We start from the raw sequence: 16,281 nt of genomic DNA on the forward strand, positions 1-16,281 counted from the left end.
AACACGCTTTGAGCTATATCTAGCTGAGCTGTTAAGAAGTTTTTGCTTGTCTAAACTATTGTTTTGTCGCCGATGCTTCAGGATGCGGGCGGCTCGCCCGACGACAATTTGGGTGTATTGTTGCCTGGAAGCATTTGTGCTTTCATCGCCGCCAACTCCGCATCGACATCGCCGGCACCTTCGAGAGAGAGAAACTTGTTTTCTAAATCGTTAGTTCCGAGTTCTGCGATGGCTTCCGAGCGAGCTTCTAGCTGCATGACTTTCTCTTCCATCCGTTCAAACGCGCTCAAAGCGCTGCCGGTACTGAGATTGCCCATCATCTCTTGTAGCCTTTCTGACGAGGCTGCGCTTCGAGCTCGGGCAATGTACATATCTTTTTTTGATTTTGCCTCAAAAATTTTACTTTCGAGTGCCCGCATATTGTCTTTAAGTTGAGTCACCACAGCGTTTTGCTGTCCGAGACTGGCTTTCATCGCCGTTGCCGTTTCTTGATAAGATTTCTTGCGCGTCAGAGCTTCCCGCGCCAAATTTTCCTCGCCTTTTTGCAAAGCTAACTGCGCCCGCTGGTACCATTCGGAGGCTGTAGACTCAGCTTGGGAATACTGGCGTTCCGTGCGTTTTTGAGCGGCAATCGCCCCCGCTACAGCTTGTCTGAGCTGGATTAAATCGGACTGCATATCCATTACAGCTTGTTCCAGAATTTTTTCTGGATCTTCGGCAGCCCCGACCAAACTGTTAATATTGGCTCGAATCACTCGCCACAGGCGATCGAATAATCCCATTTTGCCCGTCTCCCGATTTTTTATTTGAGATTTAGAAATGGGAACTCATAACTAAAAATTCACCAGGAAAACTTCTCAATTCTCTGTTAATTTTTTAACTTTTCATTCCCTGTAACTAATTTATGGCTGATAGTATTGCGGCTTCACCCCTTTTGCTTGGAGTTCTTTCACCAAACGTTCTGCTGAGGCAGCATCGTTCAAAGCTCCCATTTGGATTTTGACACCCTTTGAGAAATTCCGCACGTAGGCATCAGGAACTACGGTTTTAGCTTGCTGCAACGATTTTTCGTTGGTGTAATCCTGGACTACGTAATAGAAACCGTCCGCAGCCCGTGTTGGCTTTCCTAGGGGGGCGGAGGCGGCAGGGGTTGCTGTGGCCGGGGTTGCTGTCGCCGGGGTTGCTGTCGCCGGGCTGGGTGTGGGAGGCAGTGTCGGCAGTGTCGGGACAGGCTGGGCGGCGCTGGGACTGGGACTGGGAAGCAAAGCCGTGCTTAGATTGTTGAGTCCCTGTTCCCTACCTCTGGCCGGGTTGCCGTCTTCTGTCGGAATCGGGACAGCGCCGATGGGGGCTGGAGGTGCTCCCGGATTGGGCGGGATTGATGCTTTTGGCGACGGGGAAGCAATCGGGCTGGCTGTCGGCTTGACATTGCTGAGAGTGCTCAAATCTAGCTCGACAAATTCTTTGGATGCCAGATTTGGAGCTTTCGGCAGTTCCTTGCTGCTGGTATCTATGGCAGTAGCTGCGGGACTGTCGTTTGGAGAGGGACTGGTGCTAGAGAGCCAACGGTTCAAGCCTGCCATTTTAACTAGACTTGACGGGTGCATGACTGCGTAGCCCAAAGCTGTGCACGACAGCAGAAACAGCAGCATCGAAATCAGTCCTAACGGCGTTAACAGACTGGCGGCCAAACTGCGTTCTTCGGCAGGCTCGGCTTTTGGTTCGTCCAAACTTTCAATCAGTTTTTCGCTTGATTCGAGATAATTGTTGGGTGCCGGGCCGCTGCTTGATATTTTTGTGACGCCCCTAGTAGTTGCTAGCGGGGCATCGCCCTGGACGCCGGCAAGGGATAGGGGCAGCGACAGCGGCGGCTGGGATTCCTTCGTACCCTGCGGCGGCAGGTTTTGGGCCGGCTGTTGCTCGGTTGTGGCTGTTTGCTTGCCGCTACGAACTGATGGCGACACCCACTGTTCGGCGCGCCGCCTGTGCCTTCTGTACGTGGTCAGTTCTGCTTCTAGGCTTACATCCAGACACCCCAGGACTGCTTGCAAAGCAGGCTTGATTGGGGTTGAAGAAGATTGATGATTTGGGGATTCAACCGAAGAACGCTTACTCATGAGCAAAACTCCTACCGCCTCTGAATTGATTTGAATGTTTTGATTGTAGAGATAAACAAGAACCTTTAAAACTTGCCTATCTTATGATTAGCTGCTTTTGGCGTCAAGGCAACTGTTGCCCTTGAGCTTGCTTCCGAGCGCCGCCAGCTATCTGTTAATTTTTATTTTAAAACTTAAGTTAGCTGTGTCCCGGATACTGCTTGCGCCGACTCTAAGCAGCTTTTGGTATCGAGAGCAACAGTTTATTTATAACATCTCATACTCGTTCCGCATTTGTACTTTTTCTTGATCCCTGACCGCTTTATAAACTTTTAACCTGTCTTTTTAACTACAAAATGAGCAAGGACTGAGGTGATTGTTTCTATATATAACAAGATTATAAATAAATTATAAAGTTTAATTATGCTCCGGGAATCGCTACAACCCAGACGGCATAAAGGCTGGGATGCTCTAAAACCTGCTAGCTCTACACACCACAATTAGAGGTGAAACTGATTTACCTAAGAACTTTTATGAAAACCCCATTAACTTCAGCTTGTCGTCACTGCCGCCACTATACTCCTGAAGGAAGACGCGGGGGTGTTTGCTCTCTGCTGAGTGTGCCAGTGCAAAGCCAGTGGAAAGCTTGTTCTTTAGCGGTTTCGCCTTTTGGGCTATCTTGGGAAAACATAGAAATTGGACAGTTGCAAGAACAGACTGTGATGCAGGAACCCGTCGTCACTGTTGCTGAGCGCAATGCCTATCAGTTGACAGGCCGGGCGTTAACCTAAAAATTTACAGTAGCAGTTTCGGTATAGTTTGTCCGCAGCAGGAAAACTCTACTTTACTGACAATTTTGACCGATCGCGCAAATTCCGCTCATTCAACTCACAGAAATCAGCATCTCTAACATAAAAAAACTGATTTCTCGATCGAGCTACGGCAACCAAGGATATTCACTAAAGTCAGGTTCCCGTTTTTCCAGAAAGGCTTGTTTGCCTTCGGCGCCTTCCTGGGTCATATAATACAGCAAAGTGGCATTTCCCGCCAGTTCTTGCAGACCTGCTTGACCGTCGCAGTCGGCATTAAAAGCGGATTTTAAACAGCGGATCGCGATCGGACTTTTTGAAAGAATTTCCAGAGCCCACTGCATCCCTTCGGGTTCGAGTTGTTCCACCGGCACCACAGAGTTGACTAAACCCATTTCTAGGGCTTGCTGCGCGCTGTACTGGCGGCACAAAAACCAAATTTCTCGGGCTTTTTTCTGTCCGACTACTCTGGCGAGATAGCTAGCTCCGAAACCGCCGTCGAAACTGCCGACTTTGGGGCCTGTCTGTCCGAAAATAGCATTGTCTGCTGCGATCGTCAAGTCACAGATTAAATGTAAAACATGACCGCCGCCGATCGCATACCCAGCAACTAAAGCAATCACAACTTTAGGCATTGATCGAATCAACTTCTGCAAGTCGAGCACGTTCAACCGGGGTATGCCACCTTCATCTACATATCCCCCAGTACCCCGCACGCTTTGGTCGCCACCAGCACAAAAGGCGTATTTGCCGTCTGTATGAGGCCCCGCCCCGGTGAAGAGGACAACGCCGATTTTTGTGTCTTCGCGCGCATCAGTAAAGGCATCGCACAGTTCCAGCACGGTTTTGGGACGAAAAGCGTTCCGTTTGTGAGGTCGATTGATGGTAATTTTGGCGGTGCCGCCGCTTTTGTGATACAGAATGTCTTCGTAGGTTTTGGCGGTTTGCCATTCAATTTGCATAATCAATCGATTGGAGATTTGAAATCGAGCTGGAGCGATGGAGGCAGCCACAAGCCGCTTTTAGATTTTAGACGGATTTGGACGCATGGACGGCAAAAGAAACCGGGTTTTTCACCTTTTTCGCGGGCTGTAACCCGTCTTTTTGTGAAAAAACCTGCTGGTTGAGCGAAGTCGATACCCGGTTTCTGACCACCCGTGCATCCGCGAATTAATCGAAAAAGCATTAAATTATTTTCCCCTGTCTCTTTTACAGCGGAAATAATTTATCTGCGCTACATTATTTGCGCTGCAAAAAACCCAGCAGGTGTTTTGCTGCTTTGGCAAATACCGGATCGCGGGAGGAGAATTCGCTGGGTGCGAGTAAAGCTTGAACTTCGTCAAAAGCTTCTGAGTCGAGGGTTCCTTCTTTGGTAAATAAAGTGTCTACGACTGCAATGTGTCTGGAGTCGAGCCCGAGCCGATTGCCGATCGACTGTAAGTACATTTGCTCCCTCATGTCGATGTATCCGTCTACCGCTGACATTTCGTACCCGGAACCGATGAGCAACAGCTTTTCTGATTCTGAGAAGAAAGCTGTCAGGGTTAGCAGTTCCGTGGGGTTGAAGTAAACCTGCTGTTTGGAGATTCCTTTGACAAGGCGCTGAATTAATTCTATTCGATGTGGATCGCCGCTGGAAAAGGCTTTGAGAGTTTTTTGCAGCCGTTCTTCTTCTTCAACTGCGATCGTCCTGTCAATAATCATCACTCCGCGCAGGATGGAAATTAAAGCCGTCAGAAACACTACCAAGGGAGTGATATCTTGTTCGCGGAGCTTTTGCCGGCTAATCCGGGACAGCAGCTCAACAACTTCAGTGCTAATCGTGGTGGTGTCCATAATTAAAAATTACTCTGGATGGGGCTGTGGTGTAACTTTATTTCTCGATCTTAAGTGTTTTTAGCTAGGTAATTATGCCATACATTCCCCAAAAAACTTGTTTTATTAGTGATAACACTTATTCTATCCACAGCAAGTCGATAAGTAAGACAATGTTATGTGTTTTGAGCGGAGTAGGTATATCGTGAATTTGCAAACAGAGCCGTTGTCTATTAGTGATTCTAATTATGCTATTCACAAACGCTGGATGACTAGGGCTGTGGAACTGGCACAAGCAGCCGGTGATGCGGGTGAAGTGCCCGTGGGTGCTGCAATTGTTGACGGTGCTGGCAAATTGATTGCCGAAGCGCAAAATCGGCGAGAGCGAGATTGCGATCCGACTGCTCATGCTGAAATCTTGGCGCTGCGGGCGGCTGGGCAAGTTTTGCAAGACTGGCATCTCAGCCAATGTACGCTCTACGTAACGCTGGAGCCTTGCCCGATGTGCGCTGGTGCGATCGTACAAGCTCGGATCGGTCTGCTGGTATACGGTGCTGATGACCCGAAAACTGGCACGATTCGGACGGCGGCTAATCTTCCAGATAGCGCGCCTTCGTGTCACCGCTTAGAGGTGCTCGGCGGTATTATGGAGTCTGTTTGTCGCGAGCAGTTGCTTTCTTGGTTCCAAGCCCGCCGGAAAATTTAACAGGTAATTTTTTTACTCTCTCATTGCCGATGTTTAATCAAACTTGGCTCTTTAACTGAAATAATAGGTAATTGCCCGATCGAGCTTGGACGGGGGTTGACGGCTCTGCGTTAGTGCTGTCGGGTGGGATCATGTTTTACCTGTTACAGATGATCTGTTGCGGGGGCGATCGCTTGCGGAGGCAAAATGCCAATAGCAAAAGTGTCCCCATCGAAAGACTAAAGGTTTACCAAACAACATATCTTTAGACTCTATATCGATAAAGCAGGTTAATTGCCATGCGCCATACTGCCGCGATCGTCGTTGAGTCCAGTAAATCCTCTCTAGTGAAGCCAATGCCTGCCAAGGTAGTATCTAATACCTCTCGCGTTTCTCCTTGGTTAACCTCCTTGTTTTATCCCCTAGGTCACTATATTGTCCTACCTTTTTATTTTGGGAAGATCGAGATAACCGGACAGGAGCACTTGCCGAAGGACGGGCCTGTAATTTTAGCGCCTACGCACCGTTCCCGGTGGGATGCCCTGATGATGCCCTATTCAACGGGACAGAGGGTGACTGGACGGGATTTGCGGTTCATGGTAACTGCTGATGAAGTGAAAGGACTGCAAGGTTGGTTCATCAGACATTTGGGAGGGTTTGCTGTCGATATCAAGCATCCAGCAATTAGCAGTCTCCGTTACGGCGTGGAGTTGCTCCTCGACAAGGAAATGTTAGTCATTTTTCCCGAAGGTGGCATTTTTCAGGATGGCGAAGTTCACCCTCCTAAGGCTGGATTGGCTCGTTTAGCGATGCAAGCAGAGTTGAGCAAACCGGGTTTGGGGGTGAAAATTGTACCGATGAGTATTCGTTACCGCCCGCGCATTCCTCGATGGGGTTCTCAGGTGAAAATTGCGATCGGTGCTCCGCTTTCTGTGGCAGATTATGCTAATGGTGGTAGTGGCAAAAAAGAAGCAAAATTGTTGACGGCTGAACTCGAAATGGCTCTTAAAACTCTTGATGAAAGTTGACAGTTGGCAGTTGACAGTTGACAGTTGGCAGTTGACAGTTGACAGTTGATAGTTGGCAGTTGACCGAAGGAATAAGTAATTGTGATATAATATTGTTTGGTGCTGTTGAGAGTTGCGGCACTTATTTTGCTTGGTTATGTCTGTATTAAGAGTCAGCATTAATGGATTGTGCTTTGAACTTTAAGCCTGGTCAAATTGTCAGTTTAGAATGTGGAAATGCGTGCCTGCATTCAGAGGTAATTCAAGTGGTTGAGGCACGTCAAATTTGTTGGGTACGCCCTTTAATGTTGGTTGGATTGGTGTCTGGGAAGGGTTTATCGCATCAATGGCCGGAAGAATACACTTTATCGGATTTGCGGGATGGTGCGGATTTGTTGTGGCCGCTGAGTTTGTTTCGGGCGGCGCTGGATACGGAGGTAATTTCGTTGTTGACTGAGTTGCAGTCTCTGGACTCTGATCAGAAGGATAGCACGATCGCATCTCGGCAACTTAGGGATTTTGTCGATCGAGTTTGGGCAGCTTTTCCGAGTGCTTTTAATTAGTCAATAGTCAATAGTCAATAGTCATTAGTCATTAGTTAACGGGTTTCCTTTCCATGCTCTAGGCTGGTAACAAGTAGAGAGCATCTGTAGGGAAACGGCACTGCCGTGTCCGGCGCGGGAAACTGGTAACAAGTAGAGAGCATCTGTAGGGAAACGGCACTGCCGTGTCCGGCGCGGGAAACTGAGACTTTTAACAATTGCTATCAGATTGACAATTGTAGCAAAACTTTTTGAATGGGCATTAAAATACCGCGTGTGAAAGCTCTGCGGGATTAAGATTATTATGAATAACTTGACCGTCGCGGAACCAGACAACGCGGCGAGTTTGGCGCGCTACTTCCGGTTCGTGAGTTACCATCACCACAGTCATGCCGGCTTCATTAAATTCTGTAAAAATATCCATTACTTCTTGAGTGGTTTTCGTATCCAATGCACCAGTCGGTTCATCCGCAAGCAACAACACCGGACGGTTAACAATAGCCCGGGCGATTGCTACGCGCTGCTGCTGTCCTCCTGATAGTTGATTCGGTCTATTTTGCAGCCGACTTTGCAGACCTACTTTGGTTAAAGCCTCTACCGCCCGTTCGCGTCTTTCGGCTGCGGGAATGCCTGCATAAACCATCGGTAACATGACATTTTCTAATGCTGTTAATTGAGCCAGCAGGTGAAATTGTTGGAAGACAAAACCTAATTTTAAATTGCGAATTCCGGCTAATTCTGATTCCGGCATTTGGGCGACATCTACGCCGTCTAGGTAGTAACTGCCGCTCGTAGGGCGATCGAGACAACCGATAATATTCATAGCTGTAGATTTGCCAGAACCGGACGCGCCCATAATCGAGCAATATTCTCCTTGCGTTACCGTCAAGCTGACCCCGTTTAGGGCGCGAACTTCCAGGTCGCCGATGCCGTACACTTTTGTTACGTCTTCGAGACCGACGATGACGGGTTTTGAGGTGACTGGGAGGTCGAGGTCTTTGTAGGTCTCGGTTTGTAGTTCAGGCATTTGTTTTTATGTGCGATCGACACAACTTACTACTAAGTTAACACTTATGGGGGGTTTTCGGGGGTGGAAGGGCGATCGTTTGGACGGTTATGGGACTTACGCACGGGTGGTGAGAAACCGGGTTTTTTCACGAAAATAATTCGTTATAGCGCGCATAAACGATAAAAACCCGGTTTCTTTGGTGTTGATGAGTAAGTCTTAAATTAAACAATTTGTGGCTTAAATGCTATCAGGATCGATGTTCAATTCGCGCATTTTTGCCGCTAAACGTTCGGCTCTTTGAACTGCTTGTTCGGCACGCTGACGTTCTTGTTTGGATATTTGAGCTGCTTGTTCGGATATTTGAGCTGCTTGTTTTCTGCGCTGACGGTTTAATTCTATCTGTTCCACCAATTCTAAATAGGAAATAAACTTTTGTCCATCGGGTTTATAAATTTCTAACCCATCTTCGCCCAACTAAAATCGGATTCCCAATCTCGGACTTATCCAGCCCTCCATCTGCTCGATTACTTCTAAATTTCCTTCCATTCTTTGCCAACCGCTCAAAATTTTTTCATCTTCATCTAGCTCGTAAACGTAATATTCCTCAACTCCATAGCAATTGTAAAATGAAAACTTCTCGTCCATTTTTGTTTGGGTGTCTTTGTAAGAGCGAATCTCAAACACGAATTGGGGAGCAATATTATCTTCGCGAAATTGCAGGTAAGAAAGTCTGTCACCTTTGGGTCTGCCAAAGATTACCATTATATCCGGTGCTTGAAAGATGTCATTTCTTCCCTCAACCGGATACCACAGTAAATCTGCTGCTACAAATACGTTTTGATCTTTTTTAAACAGAGACTCGCAACCATCTTTAATTTTGACCATTAAGTCAAATTGAATTGTGCTATCTGCCATTGGTTGACCGTCGCTGCATGGATAAATAATTTCTTTGTTCGTGACTTTCATAGTTGTTGTCTCCGAGAACTATTTAATGTTAATTATACTATTTTTTGAACTTCATAAATTACGCATGGGGGCGAGAGACCGGGTTTCTACGAGTTTTGTGTTGGGTAACGAGAAATCACGCAAGAAACCCGGTTTCTGAAATCTGCGATGTGGGCGAGAAACCGGGTTTCTACGAGTTTTGGGTTGAGTGACGATAAATCACGCAAGAAACCCGGTTTCTGAAATCTGCGATGTGGGCGAGAAACCGGGTTTCTACGAGTTTTGTGTTGGGTAACGAGAAATCACGCAAGAAACCCGGTTTCTGAAATCTGCGACGTGGGCGAGAAACTGGGTTTCTACGAAACTCGGCTATAACCAACAATTTACAATTACCAATTCCCTCATCGGCGGCCGCCCAAAAATAGTTACATTTTTATATATTTCTAGCGACTTGCTTGTGCTATACTCTAATAATGGGAGTGGGCGCAATTTTAAAATAAATGCACAGATTTCTATTATCTAATAATACCATGTCAAGGGGAAGAAGTAAAGTAGTTGACCCCAAAAAAACAAAAAATTTTTGAGATATCATTAAGAAAAGTAAAGCGTAAACTTGGTAAAGCTGAGATAGGAAACTAGCGACAATTATGACATACGACTACGACTTGTTTGTGATAGGTGCGGGCTCCGGCGGATTGGCGAGTTCCAAGCGCGCAGCATCCTACGGCGCGAAAGTGGCGATCGCCGAAAATGATTTAGTAGGCGGCACCTGCGTCATTCGCGGCTGCGTCCCCAAAAAACTCATGGTGTACGCCTCAACATTTTCGCACCTTTACGAAGATGCGATCGGCTACGGTTGGAGCCCAGTAGAAAGCAGCTTCAACTGGGAAAAACTCGTTACCACCGTAGACACAGAAGTGCGGCGACTCAGCCAACTGCACATCAGCTTCCTCGAAAAAGCCGGAGTTGAATTAATCTCAGGATACGCCAAATTTATCGACTCCCACACTGTCGAAGTTGATGACAAAAAATACACTGCTGCTAAAATCTTAATTGCAGTCGGCGGAGAAGCCGAAAGAGTCCCAATTATAGGCATCGAACACTCGATTACCTCCCGCGAAATATTCCTGCAAAAAGAGCAACCAAAACGGTTGGCAATTTGGGGCGGCGGCTACATCGGTGTCGAATTTGCTTGTATTATGAACGGGTTGGGAAGCCAAGTAACTCAAATCATCCGCCGCGACTTAATTTTGAACGACTTCGACGCAGAAATTCGCACCAACGTGCAAGAAGGAATGGTGAAGCATGGAGTTGAAATTTTGACCGAAAGCTCGATCGCACACATTGAAAAAACCCCAGAAGGATTAAAATTAACACTGTCTGGAAAATCCTCAGAAACCTTGACAGTAGACGCGCTGTTGTGCGCTACCGGGCGCAAACCCAATTTGGAAAAATTGGGTTTAGAAAATGCGGGAGTCGAAACAGACAAAGGTGCGATCGCAGTTACCAAAGACAGCCGCACCAATCAACCACACATTTTTGCCGTCGGAGATTGCACCAACCGCATCAATCTAACGCCAATTGCGATCGCCGAAGGACGCGCTTTTGCAGATACGGAATTTGGCAACAATCCGAGAGCAATTAGTTACGAAAATGTCGCATCAGCCGTATTTTCCCAGCCGGAAGCGGCGACAGTTGGCTTAAATGAAGAGGAAGCCAGAGCTAAATTTGGTGACTCAATTAAGTGCTATACAGCCAAGTTTCGGCCGATGTTTCACGCTTTGACAGGTGCAGATGAGAAGACTTTTGTCAAGTTGGTTGTTGAGACTAATACTGACAGAGTTTTGGGCGTGCACATGGTTGGGAAGGACGCGGGCGAGATTATTCAAGGAATGGCGATCGCGGTTAATATGGGAGCTACGAAGAAAGACTTTGATGTGACTATTGGCATTCATCCATCGACTGCTGAAGAGTTTGTAACTCTGCGGTAAAGCTCAAATCGGGAAACGGTCAAATCAGGAAACGGCATTGCCGTTTCCTGATTGTCTTGGAAAAGAAAAGACGGCGGTTGAAACCGCGTCTACACAAACAATGTCCGCCTCCGCGGACTGAAGACAATCTTCAACCCGCGGAGGCGGGTTTTGTCTGTATAGGCGCGGTTTCAACCGTACGTCCGATCTACCCGTCTGATCTACCTGTCGCCTCATAAAAAAAGAATTTTAAATCATTTGAACCTTTTTCGAGATCGTCCTGTCTAAAGCCTTCAGATAACGAACAGGTGGGGGAGACTTCACAGGTGTTAGGTGTGCCAGCCAATGTTTTAATCGATGATTGTTCCGACTCCGACTTAGTTGATCAATGCTTAAAGGGCGATCGTACTTGCTTTCGATACCTTTACCAACGCTACCAACACAAAGTCAGATCAACCCTTTACCAACTCTGCGGTTCATCACTTCTTGACGATTTAGCACAAGAAGTATTTCTGCGAGTCTGGAAAGGATTGCCAAAACTCAAGCACCAGGAAAACTTTTCTACTTGGCTTTATCGAATCACTTGGAATGTGGCTTCTGACCAAAGACAAGCATTTGCGAAACAGCATTCTTTTGACTCCAAGCTCAAAAATCAAGAAACAATGAATGGCGTTATTCTCAAAGATAACACATCCAACTTGATGCAGTTGCACTATCAAGATTTAGTGCAACGAGGACTGGAGCAATTGAGCTTTGAACACCGCAGCGTTTTGGTGCTGCACGACTTAGAAGATATCCCACAAAAAGAAGTAGCCCAAATTTTGGGACTGCCAGCGGGAACTGTCAAATCTCGCGTATTTTATGCCCGAAATTCCGTGCGGAAATTTTTGCAAAAACAGGGGGTTGATGAGCTATGAAGGACGGAAACAGCGACGATAAATTAGTTAGTTTTATGAAGCAATATCGCCCAAACCTTCCAGAAGCTGCCCCCGATTTTGAGCAAAAAGTTTTAGCAGCAATAGATAGGAATGACGCGACAAACCTAAATTATCTGGAGAATTTGCGATCGATCGCATCTACTAAAAAGTCAAAAACAGTCGGCTTTCCCAAGTGGGCTGTTCCTACTGCGATCGCTGCAAGTCTGCTAGTTTTTGGATCAGGCTATCGCGTCCTAGTTACCGCACAACATCAGAAGGATGAGGCGGCACACCTAGAAGCATTTCTTGTCAATAACTGGGAGGCTGTATTGAAGGAGCCTCCAGCGGAAAACTTGCTGGAACGCTCCCCAACTGACTTGTTTAATTACGCTGTTATCCCTGACAGCGAACCGCCAAAAAATAACTAATCTCAAAGAGGTAATTTTCATGTCAATCCGCCGAATTTCTGCAATAGCCGTTTTAATGTTAACTCTGGGTACTACAGCCGCTGCAACAGCCGTTCCAAGCCCCGCCCAAGCAGAAACAATTGCCCAAAACCAGCGTCCCAATCGACCCGCTGGCAAGAAAGGCGGGCTGTTCGAGCAACTCAATTTAAGCGCCGATCAAAAGCAGAAAATGCAGGCTGTGCGCGATCGCTACAAAGAGCAAGTTTCCCAGCGGATGCAAGCAATCCGCCAAGCCAGACAAGAATTGGAAACGATGATGTCGAGTACGACGGCAAATGCCAGCCAAATGCGCGACAAACATCGCCAAATCATGGGATTGAGACAACAGTTAGAAGAGGTGCAATTTGAAAGTACGCTGTCAATGAGAGAAGTCCTCACGCCCGAACAGCGCAGCCAATTATCTCAACTAATGCAGCAGCGCAGGGACGCTGGTAAAACCCGGAGGCAAAACGCCCCAAAACCGCAGTAATCTACGAGTAGTTTGCCTGCGATCGCAGGGTGCTCTTCGGGGCACCTTAGTGACTGAATTGCTAGGTACGCACTGCACGCCTTACTGATTTAAGTTAAAATAATTAGTTGGTAAATTTTATAAAAATTTCTGGATGAATCTACCGAACAATTCGAGTTACATTTATTTACACGGATTTGCTTCAAGTCCCGATTCAGCTAAGGCTAAATATTTCCGATCGCGCTTTTCTTCTCTAGGAATCGATCTCAAAACTCCCGATCTTAATCAAAACGATTTTTCCAACCTCACCCTCACCCGCCAGTTGCAGCAAATAGAAACAGAATTTTTCCAAACCGAATCCTCGGAATCGGTAGAAAAGGTAAAAAATGTAGGGGAAGTTACAATAATTGGGTCTAGTTTTGGGGGGCTGACTGCGGCTTGGTTAGCCCAGCGACAATTATCAGTAAAGCAAATAGTTTTGCTAGCACCGGCTTTTCAATTTCTCTCCCACTGGCTGCCGCTGTTGGGACAGCAACAGTTAGAAAAGTGGCAGTCTGAAAACTATTTGCCCGTTTACCACTACGGCGAACAGCGCTATTTGCCGTTGAGTTATCAGTTTGTGGCAGAGATGGCTCAATATCCTGAAGAAAAATTAATGCGGTCAGTCCCGACGTTAATTATGCACGGCAAGCATGATACAATCATACCGATTCAAGCTAGCAGAAGTTTTGCCGCTGACCGTCCCTGGGTGCAGTTAATCGAATTAGAAGACGATCATTCTTTGGGAAATGTCCTAGGGGAAATCTGGGAAGCAATGCAAAACTTTTGCCAATTCAAAAATTAAAATTTCACCAACTTGCAAGTCTCAACAATCAAATGACTGAACAAGATAAATCGACTCGCACCTTAGCCGTTGACATTGGCGGAAGCGGCATCAAAGTTATGGTTTTGGACGCTGAAGGTCAACCCCAAACGGAACGCAGCCGTTTAGAAACGCCTCAACCACCGAAGCCGGAACCCATACTAGAGGCGATCGCCTCTTTAGCCAGCGGACAAGGGGAATTTGACCGAGTATCCCTCGGTTTTCCCGGCGTTGTGCGTCACGGCGTCATCAAAACCGCAGCAAATTTAGATCCGTCTTGGATAGATTTTGACCTAGCAACTACCCTCAAAGATCGCTTGGGAAAACCTGTGCGAGTGGCGAACGATGCCGACATTCAAGGATTGGGATCAATTGCTGGGACGGGGGTAGAATTAGTAATTACCCTCGGCACCGGTTTCGGTTCTGCCTTGTTTGTCGATGGTATCTTGGTGCCAAATCTAGAATTAGGACATCACCCGTTTCGCAAAGGGGAAACTTACGAACAGCAATTAGGGCGTTTGGCATTGGATACAGTCGGTGTCAAAAGGTGGAACCGCCGTCTGGAAAAAGCGATCGCCTCTCTGCAAAATCTCTTTAACTGCGATCGCCTTTACATCGGCGGTGGCAATACAAAAAAAATTGCTTTGGATTTACCGCCACAGGTTAAAATAGTACCGAATGTCAGCGGTTTGTTGGGCGGAATTGCTTTGTGGCGCGATTAAAATAGTAGGGGCGGGCTTAGCGAAGGATCTATGATAGAAATAACTAAAAAAATGGCAAAACCCGCCCTCCGTCCTAAAAAAATGGCAAAACCCGCCCTCCGTCATGAGAATTTTGTAGGGGCGGGTTTAGAAGAGGATCTATGATACTTATGACTAAAAAAATGGCAAAACCCGCCCTCCTCCGTCCAACTCAAAGAAACAATATTTTTTGGCAATAATGAGATATTCCCATTAGTTATTGATTACAATCAAGGATTTATACGCTAGATATCATAAACTAATGACTAATGATCTTCTAGACTGGCAAACCAAATCGTAATTAGACAATCTACAATCTCCAACATAAAATCATACTATGCTGCCTTTTATCCGCCAAGACTTAGCCGAACTTGCCGCCTACACTCCCCATCCGGGCGGCGCGTCAGGAGAATCAGCGCACTCGGAAAGTGTACTCGATCGCCTAGACACCAACGAATGCCCCTACGACTTACCAGAAGAATTAAAACAAAAGCTAGCTTGGACTTACCAGCAGCTAATTGAGACAAATCGCTATCCCGACGGAGGCCACGCAGCACTCAAACAGGCGATCGCCCAATACGTCAACGAATCTCAAAATATCTGCCCAGAAGGCGTTACACAGCCAAAAACCGCCATTACAGCCGACAATATTTCTGTGGGTAACGGTTCCGACGAACTAATTCGATCGCTATTAATCGCTACTTGCTTGGGCGGCGCTGGCTCAATTCTCGTCGCCAATCCCACCTTTTCGATGTATGGAATTACCGCCAAAACCCTCGGCATTCCGGTTGTCAGTGTTCCGCGCCAAGAGGATAATTTTGAAATTGACATCAATTCAGCAAAAAGGGCGATCCTCTCCGTTGATGAGCCTCCCGTAGGGGCGGGCTGCGCTAACGGCCAAAATCAAAATCCCCCCGTCCGCATCGTCTTTGTCGTCCATCCCAATTCCCCCACAGCCAATGCTTTAACAACCAATGAAATAGAATGGTTGTCAAGTTTGCCCGAAAATATTTTAGTAGTAATCGACGAAGCTTATTTTGAATTCAGCCAAAATACTTTAGCAGACAGATTGCACCAGCACCCGAATTGGATAATTTTGCGGACATTTTCCAAAGCATTTAGATTAGCATCAATGAGAGTCGGATATGCGATCGCCCATCCCGAACTCACAGCCACCTTAGAAAAAATTCGCCTCCCCTACAACCTGCCCAGTTTCTCGCAAACAGCGGCAGAATTTGCCCTAGCGCAGCGGCAGTTATTGCTAGCAGTAATCCCCGAAATTATCGCAGAAAGAGCCAAATTAATTGCAGCGCTAACTCACCATCAAAAATTGCAAGTTTGGCCGAGTGCTGCTAACTTCGTTTACCTGCGGGTGAAAGCCGCTGAGAGCGAATCAGCGCAACAGGAACACCAACAAATCATGCAGCAGCTAAAACAGCGAGGCACTTTGATTCGGCACACCGGAGGAGGTTTGCGAATTACCGTGGGTAGTCCCGAGGAAAATCAGCGAACTTGCGATCGACTCGCTGCAATTGTGACTTGACAAAATAAATCGAAAATGGTAATCAAGTAGGTCGGCATAAAAAAACCAAGACCGCTCAAGAAATGTTAATAACTTGAGCCAGAACTGAATTTAAAGCGATTAATCGTCTTATTGAGACTCTCAAAATATATTTTCCCAAACAAAAAGCGCCCCTATTTCTAGGAGCGCTTTTTGTCAATCTCAGACTAAAACTTAGCCGTTGATGGAAGGAGCAACCAAAGCAACTGGAGTTGTTTCACCAGCGGCCAAGTCGAGCGGGAAGTTGTGAGCGTTGCGCTCGTGCATTACTTCCATACCCAAGTTAGCGCGGTTAATGACATCAGCCCAGGTGTTGATGACGCGACCTTGCGAGTCGATAATCGATTGGTTGAAGTTGAAACCGTTCAAGTTAAACGCCATCGTGGAGATACCCAAAGCGGTAAACCA

16 protein-coding genes and 2 pseudogenes are annotated in these 16,281 nt (G+C 46.8%); 11 read left to right on the plus strand and 7 right to left on the minus strand.

The window, feature by feature from the left end:
- Positions 1–77: 77 nt before the first annotated feature.
- Together QUB68_RS12255 and QUB68_RS12260 are read right to left on the minus strand one after the other, a co-directional pair.
- Positions 78–782, minus strand: a complete 705-nt coding sequence (locus QUB68_RS12255; protein WP_332992625.1) for a PspA/IM30 family protein — start codon at positions 780–782, stop codon at positions 78–80.
- Between the two features lie 120 nt (positions 783–902).
- Positions 903–2,117 carry an SPOR domain-containing protein gene (locus tag QUB68_RS12260; protein ID WP_332992627.1) on the minus strand — a complete coding sequence of 405 codons (1,215 nt, stop codon included), beginning with the start codon at positions 2,115–2,117 and terminating at the stop codon, positions 903–905.
- A 512-nt stretch (positions 2,118–2,629) separates the two neighbouring features.
- Between QUB68_RS12260 and QUB68_RS12265 the strand changes: the two genes are divergently transcribed.
- Positions 2,630–2,887 (plus strand): hypothetical protein, encoded by a 258-nt coding sequence (locus QUB68_RS12265; protein ID WP_332992629.1) that lies wholly within the window; start codon positions 2,630–2,632, stop codon positions 2,885–2,887.
- Between the two features lie 146 nt (positions 2,888–3,033).
- Here QUB68_RS12265 and menB read toward each other — a convergent pair whose 3' ends face one another.
- A complete protein-coding gene (gene menB, locus QUB68_RS12270) occupies positions 3,034–3,867 on the minus strand; it encodes a 1,4-dihydroxy-2-naphthoyl-CoA synthase (RefSeq protein ID WP_332992631.1) in 834 nt (277 codons plus the stop codon).
- 277 nt (positions 3,868–4,144) lie between these two features.
- Positions 4,145–4,741 (minus strand): TerB family tellurite resistance protein, encoded by a 597-nt coding sequence (locus QUB68_RS12275; protein ID WP_332992633.1) that lies wholly within the window; start codon positions 4,739–4,741, stop codon positions 4,145–4,147.
- Between the two features lie 184 nt (positions 4,742–4,925).
- Here QUB68_RS12275 and tadA point away from each other — a divergent pair, with 184 nt between their 5' ends.
- The 3 genes from tadA to QUB68_RS12290 all read left to right on the plus strand — a co-directional run bounded on the left by tadA (position 4,926) and on the right by QUB68_RS12290 (position 6,975).
- Complete coding sequence (gene tadA / locus QUB68_RS12280) at positions 4,926–5,426, plus strand: tRNA adenosine(34) deaminase TadA (RefSeq protein ID WP_442923075.1); 501 nt, start codon at positions 4,926–4,928, stop codon at positions 5,424–5,426.
- 278 nt (positions 5,427–5,704) lie between these two features.
- Positions 5,705–6,433 carry a lysophospholipid acyltransferase family protein gene (locus QUB68_RS12285; RefSeq protein WP_332992635.1) on the plus strand — a complete coding sequence of 243 codons (729 nt, stop codon included), beginning with the start codon at positions 5,705–5,707 and terminating at the stop codon, positions 6,431–6,433.
- 161 nt (positions 6,434–6,594) lie between these two features.
- Positions 6,595–6,975, plus strand: a complete 381-nt coding sequence (locus QUB68_RS12290) for a hypothetical protein (protein ID WP_332992637.1) — start codon at positions 6,595–6,597, stop codon at positions 6,973–6,975.
- A gap of 241 nt (positions 6,976–7,216) precedes the next feature.
- Here QUB68_RS12290 and QUB68_RS12295 read toward each other — a convergent pair whose 3' ends face one another.
- Positions 7,217–7,981: an ABC transporter ATP-binding protein gene (locus QUB68_RS12295; RefSeq protein ID WP_332992639.1), complete on the minus strand. Its 765-nt coding sequence runs from the start codon at positions 7,979–7,981 to the stop codon at positions 7,217–7,219.
- Between the two features lie 219 nt (positions 7,982–8,200).
- A pseudogene (locus tag QUB68_RS12300) lies at positions 8,201–8,929 on the minus strand (Uma2 family endonuclease).
- Positions 8,930–9,555: 626 nt separating this feature from the next.
- On the opposite strand from QUB68_RS12300, the gene gor reads away from it, so the two are divergent.
- The 7 genes from gor to QUB68_RS12335 all read left to right on the plus strand — a co-directional run bounded on the left by gor (position 9,556) and on the right by QUB68_RS12335 (position 15,855).
- Complete coding sequence (gene gor, locus QUB68_RS12305) at positions 9,556–10,899, plus strand: glutathione-disulfide reductase (protein WP_332992642.1); 1,344 nt, start codon at positions 9,556–9,558, stop codon at positions 10,897–10,899.
- Between the two features lie 305 nt (positions 10,900–11,204).
- Positions 11,205–11,795 (plus strand): sigma-70 family RNA polymerase sigma factor, encoded by a 591-nt coding sequence (locus QUB68_RS12310; protein ID WP_332992643.1) that lies wholly within the window; start codon positions 11,205–11,207, stop codon positions 11,793–11,795.
- Positions 11,792–12,223 carry a hypothetical protein gene (locus QUB68_RS12315; protein ID WP_332992645.1) on the plus strand — a complete coding sequence of 144 codons (432 nt, stop codon included), beginning with the start codon at positions 11,792–11,794 and terminating at the stop codon, positions 12,221–12,223. Before QUB68_RS12310 ends, QUB68_RS12315 begins: the two co-directional genes overlap by 4 nt.
- Positions 12,224–12,242: 19 nt before the next feature.
- On the plus strand, positions 12,243–12,731 hold the full coding sequence (locus tag QUB68_RS12320) for a Spy/CpxP family protein refolding chaperone (RefSeq protein WP_332992647.1): 489 nt from the start codon (positions 12,243–12,245) through the stop codon (positions 12,729–12,731).
- 133 nt (positions 12,732–12,864) lie between these two features.
- Positions 12,865–13,554, plus strand: coding sequence for a YqiA/YcfP family alpha/beta fold hydrolase (locus tag QUB68_RS12325; protein WP_332992649.1), 690 nt, complete (start codon positions 12,865–12,867; stop codon positions 13,552–13,554).
- Positions 13,555–13,586: 32 nt separating this feature from the next.
- Positions 13,587–14,294 (plus strand): ROK family protein, encoded by a 708-nt coding sequence (locus tag QUB68_RS12330; RefSeq protein WP_332992651.1) that lies wholly within the window; start codon positions 13,587–13,589, stop codon positions 14,292–14,294.
- 355 nt (positions 14,295–14,649) lie between these two features.
- Positions 14,650–15,855: a histidinol-phosphate transaminase gene (locus tag QUB68_RS12335; protein WP_332992652.1), complete on the plus strand. Its 1,206-nt coding sequence runs from the start codon at positions 14,650–14,652 to the stop codon at positions 15,853–15,855.
- Between the two features lie 192 nt (positions 15,856–16,047).
- Here QUB68_RS12335 and QUB68_RS12340 read toward each other — a convergent pair.
- Positions 16,048–16,281 (minus strand): annotated as a pseudogene (locus QUB68_RS12340) (photosystem II q(b) protein); the annotation flags it as partial.

Source organism: Microcoleus sp. A006_D1, from assembly GCF_036702805.1.
Taxonomy (GTDB): domain Bacteria; phylum Cyanobacteriota; class Cyanobacteriia; order Cyanobacteriales; family Microcoleaceae; genus Microcoleus.

Bases quoted from the DNA above. Each gene is read 5' to 3' on its own strand.
- QUB68_RS12255 (WP_332992625.1), bottom strand. From the start codon at position 782: ATGGGATTATTCGATCGCCTGTGGCGAGTGATTCGAGCCAATATTAAC.
- QUB68_RS12260 (WP_332992627.1), bottom strand. From the start codon at position 2,117: ATGAGTAAGCGTTCTTCGGTTGAATCCCCAAATCATCAATCTTCTTCA.
- QUB68_RS12265 (WP_332992629.1), top strand. From the start codon at position 2,630: ATGAAAACCCCATTAACTTCAGCTTGTCGTCACTGCCGCCACTATACT.
- menB (WP_332992631.1), bottom strand. From the start codon at position 3,867: ATGCAAATTGAATGGCAAACCGCCAAAACCTACGAAGACATTCTGTAT.
- QUB68_RS12275 (WP_332992633.1), bottom strand. From the start codon at position 4,741: ATGGACACCACCACGATTAGCACTGAAGTTGTTGAGCTGCTGTCCCGG.
- QUB68_RS12285 (WP_332992635.1), top strand. From the start codon at position 5,705: ATGCGCCATACTGCCGCGATCGTCGTTGAGTCCAGTAAATCCTCTCTA.
- QUB68_RS12290 (WP_332992637.1), top strand. From the start codon at position 6,595: ATGGATTGTGCTTTGAACTTTAAGCCTGGTCAAATTGTCAGTTTAGAA.
- QUB68_RS12295 (WP_332992639.1), bottom strand. From the start codon at position 7,981: ATGCCTGAACTACAAACCGAGACCTACAAAGACCTCGACCTCCCAGTC.
- gor (WP_332992642.1), top strand. From the start codon at position 9,556: ATGACATACGACTACGACTTGTTTGTGATAGGTGCGGGCTCCGGCGGA.
- QUB68_RS12315 (WP_332992645.1), top strand. From the start codon at position 11,792: ATGAAGGACGGAAACAGCGACGATAAATTAGTTAGTTTTATGAAGCAA.
- QUB68_RS12320 (WP_332992647.1), top strand. From the start codon at position 12,243: ATGTCAATCCGCCGAATTTCTGCAATAGCCGTTTTAATGTTAACTCTG.
- QUB68_RS12325 (WP_332992649.1), top strand. From the start codon at position 12,865: ATGAATCTACCGAACAATTCGAGTTACATTTATTTACACGGATTTGCT.
- QUB68_RS12330 (WP_332992651.1), top strand. From the start codon at position 13,587: ATGACTGAACAAGATAAATCGACTCGCACCTTAGCCGTTGACATTGGC.
- QUB68_RS12335 (WP_332992652.1), top strand. From the start codon at position 14,650: ATGCTGCCTTTTATCCGCCAAGACTTAGCCGAACTTGCCGCCTACACT.